The sequence below is a fragment of the Blastococcus sp. TML/C7B genome (genome assembly GCF_016612845.1).
Taxonomy (GTDB): domain Bacteria; phylum Actinomycetota; class Actinomycetes; order Mycobacteriales; family Geodermatophilaceae; genus Blastococcus.
The window spans coordinates 775882-788983 of record NZ_JAEOAA010000001.1 but is presented as its reverse complement, the minus strand read 5'-3'; the positions used below and the strand labels follow the sequence as shown (position 1 = coordinate 788983).

The window sequence follows — 13102 nt, the reverse complement described above, 5'->3', positions numbered from 1 at the left end:
CGGGCGGTAGCAACCCCGGCCGGGCCCTGCTCCCTCGTGGAGCAGGGCCCGCTCGGTTGGGCGCGGGAGCCGGGCACCGGCGGCCGCGTCACCTAGCATTCGGGCCGGTACCGGTCGCGACCACGCGCACCTGCGCGGCAGCACGGACAGAACCAGGGAGCGGCATCGTGGACGACCGGACGCAGCCCTGGGACCGCGTGCCCGAGCTGGGCGGCCCCCCGCCGCGCAGCCGGCCACCCGTGCCCGGCGCCTCCGCGCCGTCCGCCGCCGAGCAGCCCGCCGCGGACGACGCCACCGGCGACGTCGTCACCGAGCGGGACCGCAGCTGGCAGAGCTGGGGCGAGGCCTGGTCCGACGACGACGGCCACGAGGACTGGGACGACGACGCCCCGCGCGGCCGCGGTTTCTGGCGCTCCGCGGCCCTGGGCGTCGGCGAGCTGCTGGTCACCGCCGGCATGGTGCTGCTGCTGTTCGTCGTCTACGAGGTCTACGTGACCGACTTCCTCACCGCGCAGAAGCAGGACGAGCTGGCCACCGAGCTGCGCGAGCAGTGGGCGGACGAGCCGGCCGACGCGCGCTCCCTGACCCAGGTCGAGCTCGGCGACGCCTTCGGGGTGCTGCGCATCCCGCGGCTCGGCGAGGACTACACGCGGGTCATCCTCGAGGGCACCGAGGAGAAGCAGCTCGCCCAGGGCCCCGGCCACTACGTCGACTCCGCGCTCCCCGGCGAGCAGGGCAACCTCGCGCTGGCCGGGCACCGGGTGGGCAAGGGCTCGCCGTTCCTGGAGCTGGACACCATGCGGCCCGGCGACCCGATCGTCGTCGAGACCGCCGACAGCTGGTTCGTCTACCGGATGCTGGGCGACCCGGCGACGGGCGACGTCGACGCCGACCCCAGCGGGATCCCGGGCCGGCAGATCGTGGCCCCCACCGACGTCCAGGTCGTCTCCCCGACGCCGAACGCCGCGGCGTCGGCCGCACCGACCGGTGCCTACCTGACGCTGACCACCTGCCACCCGCGCTACTCGGCCCGGCAGCGGATGATCATCCACGCCCGTCTCGACGGCGGCGCGATCAGCAAGGCGGAGTTCCCGGACGGCCCCGACGCCCTCTACGAGAGCTGACCAGGAGAACCGCATGTACAGCTGGATCTGGCGCCACCTGCCCGGCCCCGTCGCGAGCAAGGCCGTGCTCGCGCTGCTCCTCGTCGCCGCGGTGGCCGCGCTGCTGCTGTTCGTCGTCTTCCCGTGGGTGGAGCCCCGGCTGCCGTTCAACGACGTCACGGTCGACTGAGCCCGTGGCCGGGCCGCAGTGTTGCGGCCCGGTGACGATCGCGGTCTCGGGTGGCCGACCTGCGCGGTCGGGTGAAGTGTCGGGGGCGGACGACGACCCTCGACGCCTCCGGAGGCCTCCGTGCGCGCTCCTCGACTGCTCGCCCTCACCGCAACCGGCACGCTCGCGCTGACCGCCTGCGGGGGCGGGGAATCCGTGGACACCGGCGGCGGAGGCGGGGGTGGGGACAACGTGCTGGTCGCCGCCGTCAGCGCCCAGCCCGACCAGCTCGACCCGCACGTCACGACGGCGTACGCGAGCTTCCAGGTGCTGGAGAACGTCTACGACACCCTCGTGGTCCCCGACCCCGAGGACCTCACGATGCAGCCGAGCCTGGCCACGGAGTGGTCGACCAGCGAGGACGACCTGGAGTGGCGGTTCACCCTCCGCGACGGTGTCACCTTCCACGACGGCAGCGAGTTCGACTCCGCCGACGTCGTCTACTCCTACAACCGGATCATCGACGAGGAGCTCAGCAACTCCTTCCGCTTCCAGAACGTCGAGTCCGTCGAGGCCGACGGGCCGGACACCGTCGTCATCCGGCTCACCCAGCCGACGCCGAACCTGCTGGAGCGGATCGGCTCGTTCAAGGGCATGGCGATCCTCCCGGAGAACGCCGCCGAGGACCTGGACCTCACCACCGAGGCCAACGGCACCGGCCCGTTCGAGTTGGAGAGCTCCGACGCCAGCAGCACCGTCCTCGCCGCCTACGAGGACTACTGGGGCGGCGCGCCGAGCATCGACGGCGTCGAGTTCCGCTACATCACCGAGCCGGCCGCCGCGCTGACCGCGCTGCAGAACGGCGAGGTGCAGTGGACCGACAACGTGCCGCCGCAGCAGATCGAGTCCCTGGACGACGACGACTCGGTGGAGCTCGAGACGACCTCCAGCGTCGACTACTGGTACATGTCCATGAACTACGCCCGCCCGCCGTTCGACAACCGGGACGTGCGGCGCGCGATCTCCTTCGCGATCGACCGCGAGGCGGTGGCCGAGGCGGCCTGGTTCGGCGCGGCCGAGGAGAACCAGACGGCGATCCCCGAGGACAGCTTCTTCTACTACGACTACGAGCCGTTCGACCGCGACCCCGAGCAGGCGCGGCAGCTGCTGGCCCAGGCCGGGGTGAGCACGCCGCTGACGATGGGCCTGATGGTCACCGACGAGTACCCCGAGACGGTCACGGCCGCCCAGGTCATCGCCGACCAGCTCTCGGAGGTCGGCATCGAGGTCGAGATCGAGACGCTGGACTTCGCCACCTGGCTGGACCGCCAGGGCGCCGGTGACTACGACGCCTTCTACCTGGGCTGGCTGGGCAACCTCGACCCCGCGGCGTTCTACCAGGAGCAGCACCAGACCGACGGCCCGAACAACTACCAGGGCTACAGCAACCCGCAGGTCGACCAGCTGCTGCAGCAGGGCGCCACGGAGACCGACGACGCCGCGCGCAAGGCGATCTACGACCAGGCCGCGACGATCATCGTCGACGACGTCTCCTACCTGTACCTGTACAACCCCGACGTCGTGCAGGCCTGGGCGCCGGGGCTGTCCGGCTACCAGATCCGCGCGGACAAGGCGATCAACTTCGAGAACGTGGAGCTGCCCTGAGCGGCTACCTCCTCCGCCGCACCGGTCAGTCGGTGGTGGTGCTGGCGGGGGTCAGCGTCATCGTGTTCGCGCTCGTGCACCTCGTCCCGGGCGATCCGGTGCGGCTGGCGCTGGGCACCCGGTTCAACCAGGAGACCTACGACGCGCTGCGGGAGCGCTCCGGGCTGGACCTGCCGCTGCTCCAGCAGTACGTCTCCTGGCTGGGCGGGGCGCTCACCGGTGACCTGGGGGTCAGCTTCCGCAGCGGGGACACCGTCGCCTCGCTGATCGGCGAGCGGCTGCCCGCCACGCTCACCCTGGCCTTCGCCTCGATCCTGGTGGCGCTGGCGATCGCGATCCCGCTGGGCACCGTGTCGGCGCTGCGGCCGCGGTCGGTCGTCGACCGCATCGCCACCGTGTTCAGCCAGATCGGCATCTCGGTGCCGGAGTTCTGGATGGCGATCGTGCTGATCCTGGTGTTCGCCGGCACGCTGGGCTGGCTGCCCACCGGGGGCTACGTGCCGCTCACCGAGGACCCGGCCGGCTGGCTGCAGCGGCTCATCCTGCCGGCGGTGGTCACCGGCGTCGTGTCCGGCTCGGTCATCACCCGCTTCGTGCGCTCCAGCATGCTCGAGGCGCTGGGCTCGGACCACGTGCGGACGGCGCAGGCGAAGGGCCTCCCGGCCCGGCAGGTGTTCACCTGGCACGTGCTCCGGAACGCCCTGCTGCCGCTGGTCACCGTCACCGGCGTGCAGCTGGCCTACCTGCTCTCCGGCGTCGTCGTCGTCGAGATCGTCTTCTCCTGGCCCGGGCTCGGGCAGCTGGCCCTGCAGTCGGTCCAGGCGCGCGACTACCCGGTGCTCCAGGGGGCCGTCCTGCTGTTCGCGATCGTCTTCCTGGTCATCAACCTCGTCGTCGACCTGCTGTACACGGCGATCGACCCGCGGATCCGGCGATGACCGCGCTCCCGGACCCGGCCGCGCCGTCCGCCGGCCCGTCGACCGGCGCGCCGTCCCTGCGCCCCGCCCGCCCGCGCTGGCGCGGAGACGCTGGGTCTGCTGGCCCGCAACCCGACGGCGGCGGTCTCCGCCGTCCTGCTGGTGGGCCTCGTGCTGGTGGCCGTGTTCGACGAGACCATCGCCCCGCAGGGCCCCAACGAGACCTCGATCCCCGACCGGCTGCAGCCGCCGAGCTGGGAGCACCTGTTCGGCACCGACGACCTCGGCCGCGACATCTTCAGCCGGGTGGTCCTCGGCACCGGGGTGTCGCTGCGCGTCGGGTTCCTCGCCGTCGGCATCGCGCTGGTGATCGGCACCGTGGTGGGGCTGCTCGCCGGGTTCTACGGCCGCTGGGTCGACGACGTCCTCATGCGGTTCATGGACATGCTGTTCGCCTTCCCGGCGGTGCTGCTCGCCATCGCCGTCCTGGCGGTGCGGGGGCCCGGCTCCGGCAATACGGCGCTGGCCATCGGCGTCGTCTACATCCCGGTGTTCGCGCGGGTCACCCGGGCCAGCGTGCTCGGCGTACGCGAGGAGGTCTACGTGCGGGCGTCCCGCTCCGTGGGGGCCTCGGACCTCCGGCTGCTCACCCGGCACGTGCTGCCCAACGCCGCGCCGCCGATCATCGTGCAGACCTCGATCAGCCTGGCGTTCGCGGTGCTGGCCGAGGCGGCGCTGTCCTTCCTCGGCCTGGGCACCCAGCCGCCGGCGCCGTCGTGGGGCCGGATGCTCGCCGAGGGCCGCGGCTTCATCCAGGACGCCTGGTGGCTGGCGTTCTTCCCGGGGATGGCGATCTTCCTGACCGTGCTCTGCTTCAACCTGCTCGGCGACGGGCTGCGCGACGTGCTGGACCCGCGGCAGCGGACGCTCATGGCCGGTGGTGGGCGATGACCGAGCCGGTGCTGGAGGTCGAGGACCTGCGGGTGCGGCTGCGCACCCCGCGCGGGCGGGCCGACGTCGTCAACGGGTTGTCCTACACCGTCGCCCCGGGCGAGACCGTCGCCGTGGTGGGCGAGTCCGGCAGCGGCAAGAGCGTCTCGGTGCTCGCGCTGCTCGGCCTGCTGCCCCGCGGCATCGCGACGGTCACCGGGCGGGCGGTGCTGCAGGGCGAGGACCTGCTCACCATGAAGCCCGAGCGGCTGCGGCAGGTCCGCGGCCCCGGCGCCGGCATGGTGTTCCAGGACCCGATGACCTCGCTCAACCCGGTGCTCACGATCGGCCGGCAGCTGGTCGAGGGGATCCGCGCGCACCAGGACGTGGACAAGGCCGCCGCCCGCCGGCGGGCCGGTGAGCTGCTGGCGGAGGTCGGGCTGCCCGATCCCGTGGGCACGCTGGACCGCTACCCGCACGAGCTCTCCGGCGGCATGCGGCAGCGGGTGGTCATCGCGATCGCGCTGTGCAACTCCCCGGCGCTGCTGATCGCGGACGAGGCGACGACGGCGCTCGACGTCACCGTGCAGGCGCAGATCATCGACCTGGTCGAGAAGCTGCAGGCCGAGCGCGGCACCGGCGTCGTCTGGATCACCCACGACCTGGGCGTCGTCGCGGGCATCGCCGACCGCGTGCTGGTCATGTACGGCGGCCGGTGCGTCGAGGACGGCACGGTCGACGACGTGCTGGAGAACCCGCGGCACCCGTACACCCGCGGGCTGCTCGGTGCGCTGCCCGACCTCGCGCAGCCCGCCGTCGACGGCGTCGTCCCCGACCTGGCCACGGTGCCCGGCACGCCGCCCGCCCCGACCGACCTGCCGGCCGGCTGCGTGTTCTGGCCGCGCTGCCCGGTGCGCGGCGACGCGCGCTGCGAGACCGAGCAGCCGCCGCTGGTCCAGATCACCCGGGCCGACGATGGCCGTGCCCGCCTGGATCTGCCGCACCGCGCCGCCACCTGGTGCGCCGAGGCGCCCGGTGCCGGGACTTTCGGTACCGAAAGTCCGTCCGGTGCTGGGACTTTCGGTACCGAAAGTCCGTCCGGTGCTGGGACTTTCGGTACCGAAAGTCCCGGACGTGCGGGGGGAGGGGCCCGATGAGCGACGACGTGCTGGTCTCCGCCCGCGGGCTGGAGGTGCACTTCCCGATCGGCGGCAGCTACCGCAAGAAGGCGGCCGGCGTGCTGCGCGCCGTCGACGGCGTCGACCTGGACATCCGCCGCGGCGAGACGCTGGGCCTGGTGGGGGAGTCCGGCTGCGGGAAGTCGACGCTGGGCAACGCGCTGCTGCGGCTGGTGCCGACGACCGGCGGCACGCTGACCTTCGACGGCGCCGACCTCACCGGGCTGGAGGGCCGCCGGCTCAAGGAGCTGCGCCGCCGCGCCGGCATGGTCTTCCAGGACCCGTTCGCGTCGCTGGACCCGCGGCGCACCGTCGCCCAGACGGTCGGCGAGCCGCTGGAGGTGCACGGGCTGCGGAAGGGCCGCGACAAGGCGGCCCGGGTGGCCGAGCTGCTCGAGCTGGTCGGCCTCGACCCGGGCGTGGCCGGCCGCTACCCGCACGAGTTCTCCGGCGGCCAGCGGCAGCGGGTCGGCATCGCGCGGGCGCTGGCCGGGGAGCCGGACTTCCTGGTGTGCGACGAGGCGATCGCCTCCCTCGACGTCAGCGTGCAGGCGCAGGTGCTCAACCTGCTGCGCCGGCTGCAGCGCCAGCTGGGGCTCACGCTGCTGTTCATCTCGCACGACCTCTCCGCGGTCCGGCACATCTCCGACCGGATCGCGGTCATGTACCTGGGGCGGATCGTGGAGATCGGCCCGGCGGAGGCGGTCGGCACCGATCCGCAGATGCCATACACACAGGCTCTGCTCTCGGCGGTGCCGCTGCCGCACCCGGCGCTCGAGCGGGAGCGGAAGCGGATCGTGCTCAGCGGCGACGTCCCCTCGCCGGCCGCCGTCCCCAGCGGGTGCCGGTTCCGCACGCGCTGCCCGCACGTCTTCGAGCCGTGCGACGACGTCGACCCCGCGCTGCAGCCGGTCGGCGCCCCCGGGCAGCAGGCGGCGTGCCACCTGCACGGCATCGTCGGCACCCCGGCGACCGACGCCCCCGAGGGCATCACCGCCACCCCCTGACCGCCGTCCTCCCTCACCGCGCAGCGTCCTCCCTCACCGCGCACCACGAGGGAGGACGCTCGACGATCAGGTGACCTGATCCCAGCGGGGAGCGCTCAGACGGCGGGGGAGAGGAAGCGGGGGCGGGCGGCGGCGAGGCCGGAGAGCAGCTGCAGGACGACGGCGCCGAACATCAGCGCCAGGCCGGGGGCCCAGGCACCGGTGGCGTCGTGCAGCAGGCCGACGCCGAGCGGGCCGGTCGCGGCGAGCAGGTAGCCGACGCTCTGCGCGGTCGCCGAGAGCCGGCCGGTCTGGGCGACGTCGCGGCTGCGGGCGACGATCAGCATCATCGACAGCGGGAACGAGACGCCGCTGCCGAACCCGTAGAGCACCGCCCACAGCAGGGGCGCGGCCTCAGGGGCGAGGAGCAGGCCGGCTATGGCGGCCAGCACGGGCACCGTGCCCACCAGGACCCAGGGCTGCTGCCCGGGGCGCCGGCCGGCCAGCCCCGGCACGACCAGCGCCAGCGGCACGGCCAGCCCGGTGGCGACGGCGAGCAGCCCGCCGGCGGCCACGGGCGAGACCCCGGACCCGGACTCCAGGACGTCGGCCAGCCAGGTGAGCATCGAGTAGAACGACAGCGACTGGAAGCCGAAGAACAGCGTGACGGCCAGCGCCACCGGGTCGCGCAGGATCGCGGTGCGGGCGCCACGGGGCGCCGCCTCGGGCCGGGGTGCGCCGCGGCGGGCGCGGGTCAGCGCGGCCATCGCCAGCAGCGCGACCAGCACCAGCGCGCCCCACAGCAGCAGCCCGGCCGAGGCGCTGCCGGCGGCCGAGGACATCGGCCGGGCCAGGCCCGCCCCGATGCTCGCCGAGCCGGACATCGCCGCGGTGATCACCCCGAGGACGACGGCGGCGCGGGCCCCGTACTCCGCCCGGGCCACCGCCGGCAGCAGCACGTTGCCCACCGCGATGCCGCCGCTGAGCAGGACGGTGCCGGCGAACAACCCCCGGCGCGCCGGCGATCCGCAGCAGCACGCCGGCCGCGATCAGCGCGACCCCGGTCAGGACGGCGCCGTGGACCCCCAGCCGGGCGGCCAGCGACGGGGCGAAGGAGGACACCAGCCCGAAGCACACCAGCGGCAGGGCGGTGACGACGGCGAGGGCGCCGGTGGAGAGCCCGAGCTCGTCGCCCAGCTCCCCGAGCAGCGGTCCGACGGCGGCGAACGGCGCCCGCAGGCACAGCGCGACCAGCACCAACGCGACGGCCGGTGCGGCGAACCACCACCAGCGCGCCGTCCCCACCCGGCCGGCGTCCGCCGGGGCCTGTTGCGACACGTGCCCTCCGTCCTCGCCGCGCGGCGCGCGACCCGGCCATTGTCGGCGCGCCCCGCCCGCCCGCGGCGGGCGGCTCCGGACGGCCGGAACCCGACCCCCGCGAGGGGGTCCGCTCAAGAGGAGCGCCGGGCACGCCGACAGCAGGGGCATGCGGATCCAGGAACGGGCGGCACGACGCCGTCGCGGGACGCCCCTGTGGGTGTACCTGACCGCGCTGGTGCTCGTCCCGCTGGTGGGCGTGCTCGCCCTGACCGGCGCCATCGTGCGCGTCGCCGTCACCGAGGCCGCCAGCGCGGCGCGATCGGAGTCCGCGATCGCCGCGCTGGGCGGGCTGCACAGCGCGCGCAGCGCCATCATCCGCGAGATCATCCCGACGCTCACCCAGGTCATCGTCGGCACCCCCAACAGCGCCTCGGCGCTGCTGGGCGAGGACAGCGACATCGTCGTCGACCTGCGCGAGCCGGCCAGGCAGCTGCTGCAGGACACCCGGGCCGCCACCAACGAGGCGCTCGCCGCCATCCCGGAGAGCTCGCTCGCCGCGGCCGAGACCGCCGCCGCCATCCGGCGGATCGGCTGGGTGCGCGCCGCGGCGGACGCGCCCGGGGCCGACCCGGAGTCGATCTACGACGACTTCCTCGAGCTCGCCGACGACCTGGCCGGCGCGCAGGCGAGGGCCGCCCGCGCGGCCCGCGCCGAGCTGGCGCCGGTGGCGACGACGGACGCCGTGCGCGACGTCCAGCTCGTCGCCGACGCCGCCACCATCGCCGGCCGGCTGGTGCCCGAGTTCATCGGGACGCAGCTGGTCGGGGTGGCGATGGACGACCGGGAGGCCTGGCGGGCGGACTGGGCGCTCTACACCGCCGCCCGCGACAACATGGCCAAGCTCTCGCAGGACCGGCTGGAGCGGAGCTGGCGGGCGCTGGCCTCCTCCCCGGAGGTGGCCGTCATCGACCAACTGCTCGCCGCGCACGCCGCCGGCGAGGCCGCGATCCTGTCGGTGCCCCAGCTGATCTCCCTCGTGGACCAGGCGACGGCCCGCGACGCGCGGCTCAGCGACCTCCTCGCCGACGCGGCCGCGGAGGCCCAGTCGCTCGCGGTCGCCGACCACCGCGCGGCCAACGACCGGCGCGACCTGCTGCTGAGCGTCGGGCTGGTGCTCGTCGTCGCCTCGCTGGCCGGCGCCGTCGTCGTCGGGCGGATCGTCTCCCGCGCCCTCGGCGCACTGGCCCACCAGGCGGAGAAGATCAGCCACGGCCAGCTGGTCGAGATCTCCGACCGCGGCCCGCGGGAGGCGCGCACGGTGTCGGCGGCGCTCGCGACCACGGTCGCCGGGCTCAGCCGCATCCAGGCGCAGGCCGCCGCCGTCACCCGCGGCGACCTCGCCGACCCGGTGCTGGCCGACGCGCTGCCCGGCCCGCTCGGCGAGCTGCTGCACGCCTCGGTCGAGAAGCTGGTGGCCTCGGTCCGCGAGCGCGAGTCGCTGCAGACCGCGCTGGCCCACCAGGCCGCGCACGACCCCCTCACCGATCTGCCCAACCGCATCCAGGCCCGCACGCTCACCGCCGCCGCGCTGCACCGCGGCCGGCGCGCCGGCACGATGACCGGGCTGCTCTTCGTCGACCTCGACGGCTTCAAGGGGGTCAACGACCGCTTCGGCCACGCCACCGGCGACGCCCTGCTGCGCATCGTCGCCGACCGGCTGCGCGTCGCGCTGCGGCCCGGGGACGTCGTCTGCCGGCTGGGGGGCGACGAGTTCGTCGTCCTCGTCGAGCAGGTGACCGGCGAGCGCGAGCTCCTGGAGCTCGCCCGCCGGCTCATCGACACCGTCAGCCACCCGGCCGTCGAGGGCGGCCAGGAGCTGCGGATCGGCGCCAGCGTGGGCATCGCCGTCGCCCAGGACGCCTCCGTCGACGCCGACGTGCTCTTCGCCGAGGCCGACGCCGCCGCCTACCGCGCGAAGGCGCGTGGCCGCGGGCGGGCCGAGCTGTTCGACGAGTCGCTGCGGGCGCAGCTGGCCGCGCAGTCCGAGTTGGAGACGGCGCTCACCGCCGGGCTGGCCGCCGGGGAGCTCGAGGTCCACTACCAGCCGGTGGTCGGCCTGGCGTCGGGCCGGCTCGAGGGCTACGAGGCGCTGCTGCGCTGGAACCGGCCCGGTGTCGGCATGGTGCCGCCCAACGACTTCATCCCGGTGGCCGAGACCAGCAAGCTCATCTGCGACCTGGACCGCTGGGTGCTGCACGAGGCGACCCGGCAGGTGGCCGCCTGGCGCGCCGAGCACCCGGCCGCCGAGCTGCTCACCGTCGCGGTCAACGTCTCCGGCCGGCACCTCTCCGACTCCCGGGTCGTCCAGGACGTCGTCGACGCGCTGGCGGCCTCGGGGCTGCCGCCGGAGCTGCTCGTCGTCGAGGTCACCGAGACCGTGCTGGTCAACGACCCGGCCGCCTTCGGCCACCTGGTCGCCCTGCGTGACCTGGGCGTCTCCGTCGCGATCGACGACTTCGGCACCGGCTACACCTCGATCGGCCAGCTGGCCGGGATGCCCGTCGACACGCTGAAGATCGACCGCAGCTTCGTCGCGTCGGCCGACTCCGGCCACGCCGAGCTGGTCGAGCTGATGATCCGCGCCGCGCACACCTTCAGGCTGAGCGTCGTCGCGGAGGGCGTCGAGGAGGAGGCCCAGCTGGCCTGGCTGCGCGACCAGCGGTGCGACTTCGCCCAGGGGTACCTGCTGTCCCGCCCGCTGCCCGCCGCCGCTGCTCGCGACGCGTGGCGGGAGGCGCTGGTCCCGTCGTCCTGAGCTGGTCGGTGGCCTCCGGGCCGGCGCCGGGATGTGCTTTGGCACACTCCACGGCAGGGAGCGGCCCCGGCGGTCGTCCGTGACCTGCTGAGGAGCCGCGACGTGACGGGTAGCTGGACGCCGCAGCGCGAGGGCGCGCTGTTCCGGCAGGACGGCGACCTGCTCGTCCCCGGGCCGCTCACGCGCGGGCCCTGGTACCACGGCACCCTCCACGGCAGCGCCATGCTGGCCCCGATCGCCCGCGCCGCGGAGCGCCACCCGAGCGAGGTGGAGCGGCAGGTCGTCCGGCTGACCGTCGACATGATGCGGGCCGCGCCGATGGCGCCGCTGCGGGTCGAGACGACGACGGTCCGGTCCGGGAAGAGCATCGACTTCGTCGACGTCGCCATGTACGCCGACGACGAGCTGTGCGTCCGGGGCAGCGCGCTGCGGATGCGGGTGGCCGACCTCGTCGTCGACGAGCCCGACGACGCGCCGCCCCCGCCGCCGCCGCCCGCGGACGGCCCCGCGGGGGTGTCGCCCTTCGCCGCCCGGCCGGGATCCGAGGAGCCGGCCTTCCACCACGCCATCGACGTGCACGTGGACGTCGACGCCGAGGTCGTGTGGTTCCGCCTGGCCGTGCCGCTCGTCGAGGGCGAGGAGAACACGGGCACCGTCGCGGTCGCCGCCGTCGCCGACTGGACCTACGCCGTGCCGCACCTGCTGCGCGGTGCGCGGGGCGACGACCGGCGACCCGGGCGGGCCGTGCACGCCATCAACGCCGACACCACGATCAACGCCTTCCGCCCCTTGTCGGGCGGCTGGGTGGGGCTCCGGACGACCGCCCACACCGGTTCCACCGGCGCCGGCACCAGCGGCGCCCACCTGTACGACGCACCGCCGGACCGCTCGGCTTCAGCGCGCAGAGCGTGCTGGTCCGGGGTCCCAGCGGCGCGCCGTTGTCGGTCAAAGAGATGTAAGGGGACGGGTCCATGCGCATCGCCACCGGCGTCGGTTACGCCAACGGGATGAAGGAGGCGGCCGAGCGGGTCGCCACGCTCGAGTCGGCGGGCATCGACATCGTCTGGGTCGCCGAGGCCTACGGGGTCGACGCCGTCTCGCTGATGGGCTACCTGGCCGCCATCACCGAGCGCGTGCAGATCGGCTCCTCGATCCTCCCCATCTACACCCGCACCCCGAGCCTGCTGGCCATGACCGCCGCCGGGGTGGACCTGCTCAGCGGCGGCCGCGCCATCCTCGGGCTGGGCGCCTCCGGGCCGCAGGTGATCGAGGGCTTCCACGGGGTCCCCTACGACGCGCCGCTCGGCCGCACCCGCGAGGTCATCGAGATCTGCCGCACGGTCTGGCGGCGCGAGCCGGTCGAGCACGAGGGCCGCTACTACACGCTGCCGCTGGCCGAGGGGCAGGGCACGGGCCTGGGCAAGCCGCTCAAGCTGATCACCCACCCGGTGCGCGACCGCATCCCGATCTACCTGGCCTCCCTCGGCCCCAAGAACGTCGAGCTGACCGCCGAGCTCGCCGACGGCTGGATGCCGACGCTGTTCTGGCCGGAGCGGGCGGCCGAGGTGTGGGGCGAGTCGCTCGCGGCGGGCCGGGCCGCCCGGCCGGCCGAGCTGGACCCGCTGGAGGTCGTCGCCGGCGGCGCCGTGGCCATCGGCGAGGGGCTCGAGCACCTGCGCGACAACGCCCGGCCCGGCATCGCGCTCTACGTCGGCGGCATGGGCGCCAGGAGCCGCAACTTCTACAACCAGCTCTTCCGCCGCTACGGCTTCGAGGCCGAGGCCGAGCTCATCCAGGAGCTCTACCTCTCCGGCCGCAAGGAGGAGGCCGCCGCCGCGGTGCCGCAGGCATTCCTCGACGCCACCTCGCTGATCGGGCCGGAGAGCTTCGTGCGGGAGCGGATCGAGGCCTACCGGGACGCCGGCGTGACCGTGCTCAACGTGAGCGTCGCCGGGGACGACGTCGTCGGCACCCTGGAGAAGGTCAAGGCCTGGGCGTCCTGAGCCGGTCCGGCGCCCC

The 13102-nt window shown here is 74.4% G+C and carries 11 protein-coding genes; 10 read left to right on the top strand and 1 reads right to left on the bottom strand.

Annotated elements, in window-relative coordinates; all coding sequences use genetic code 11:
* Positions 1 to 167 precede the first annotated feature (167 nt).
* The 7 genes from JKP76_RS03850 (at position 168) to JKP76_RS03820 (ending at position 6969) form a co-directional block, all read left to right on the top strand.
* On the top strand, positions 168 to 1124 hold the full coding sequence (locus JKP76_RS03850) for a class E sortase (RefSeq protein ID WP_309229382.1): 957 nt from the start codon (positions 168 to 170) through the stop codon (positions 1122 to 1124).
* Between the two features lie 13 nt (positions 1125 to 1137).
* On the top strand, positions 1138 to 1293 hold the full coding sequence (locus tag JKP76_RS03845) for a hypothetical protein (protein ID WP_200489630.1): 156 nt from the start codon (positions 1138 to 1140) through the stop codon (positions 1291 to 1293).
* 120 nt (positions 1294 to 1413) lie between these two features.
* On the top strand, positions 1414 to 2937 hold the full coding sequence (locus JKP76_RS03840) for an ABC transporter substrate-binding protein (protein ID WP_200489629.1): 1524 nt from the start codon (positions 1414 to 1416) through the stop codon (positions 2935 to 2937).
* Entirely contained in the window at positions 2934 to 3875 is a 942-nt protein-coding gene (locus JKP76_RS03835) for an ABC transporter permease (protein WP_200491252.1), read from the top strand. Before JKP76_RS03840 ends, JKP76_RS03835 begins: the two co-directional genes overlap by 4 nt.
* Before the next feature lie 141 nt (positions 3876 to 4016).
* Positions 4017 to 4805 carry an ABC transporter permease gene (locus JKP76_RS03830; RefSeq protein WP_309232831.1) on the top strand — a complete coding sequence of 263 codons (789 nt, stop codon included), beginning with the start codon at positions 4017 to 4019 and terminating at the stop codon, positions 4803 to 4805.
* On the top strand, positions 4802 to 5941 hold the full coding sequence (locus JKP76_RS03825; RefSeq protein WP_200489628.1) for an ABC transporter ATP-binding protein: 1140 nt from the start codon (positions 4802 to 4804) through the stop codon (positions 5939 to 5941). Before JKP76_RS03830 ends, JKP76_RS03825 begins: the two co-directional genes overlap by 4 nt.
* On the top strand, positions 5938 to 6969 hold the full coding sequence (locus JKP76_RS03820; RefSeq protein WP_200489627.1) for an ABC transporter ATP-binding protein: 1032 nt from the start codon (positions 5938 to 5940) through the stop codon (positions 6967 to 6969). Before JKP76_RS03825 ends, JKP76_RS03820 begins: the two co-directional genes overlap by 4 nt.
* 95 nt (positions 6970 to 7064) lie before the next feature.
* On the opposite strand, the gene JKP76_RS20250 is transcribed toward JKP76_RS03820, so the two are convergent.
* On the bottom strand, positions 7065 to 7955 hold the full coding sequence (locus tag JKP76_RS20250) for an MFS transporter (RefSeq protein ID WP_242471180.1): 891 nt from the start codon (positions 7953 to 7955) through the stop codon (positions 7065 to 7067).
* Positions 7956 to 8434: 479 nt separating this feature from the next.
* Between JKP76_RS20250 and JKP76_RS03810 the strand changes: the two genes are divergently transcribed.
* The 3 genes from JKP76_RS03810 to JKP76_RS03800 all read left to right on the top strand — a co-directional run bounded on the left by JKP76_RS03810 (position 8435) and on the right by JKP76_RS03800 (position 13086).
* A complete protein-coding gene (locus tag JKP76_RS03810) occupies positions 8435 to 11083 on the top strand; it encodes a bifunctional diguanylate cyclase/phosphodiesterase (RefSeq protein WP_200489626.1) in 2649 nt (882 codons plus the stop codon).
* 102 nt (positions 11084 to 11185) lie between these two features.
* Entirely contained in the window at positions 11186 to 12094 is a 909-nt protein-coding gene (locus tag JKP76_RS03805; RefSeq protein WP_200489625.1) for a thioesterase family protein, read from the top strand.
* Positions 12055 to 13086: an LLM class F420-dependent oxidoreductase gene (locus tag JKP76_RS03800; RefSeq protein ID WP_200489624.1), complete on the top strand. Its 1032-nt coding sequence runs from the start codon at positions 12055 to 12057 to the stop codon at positions 13084 to 13086. Before JKP76_RS03805 ends, JKP76_RS03800 begins: the two co-directional genes overlap by 40 nt.
* Positions 13087 to 13102 lie beyond the last annotated feature (16 nt).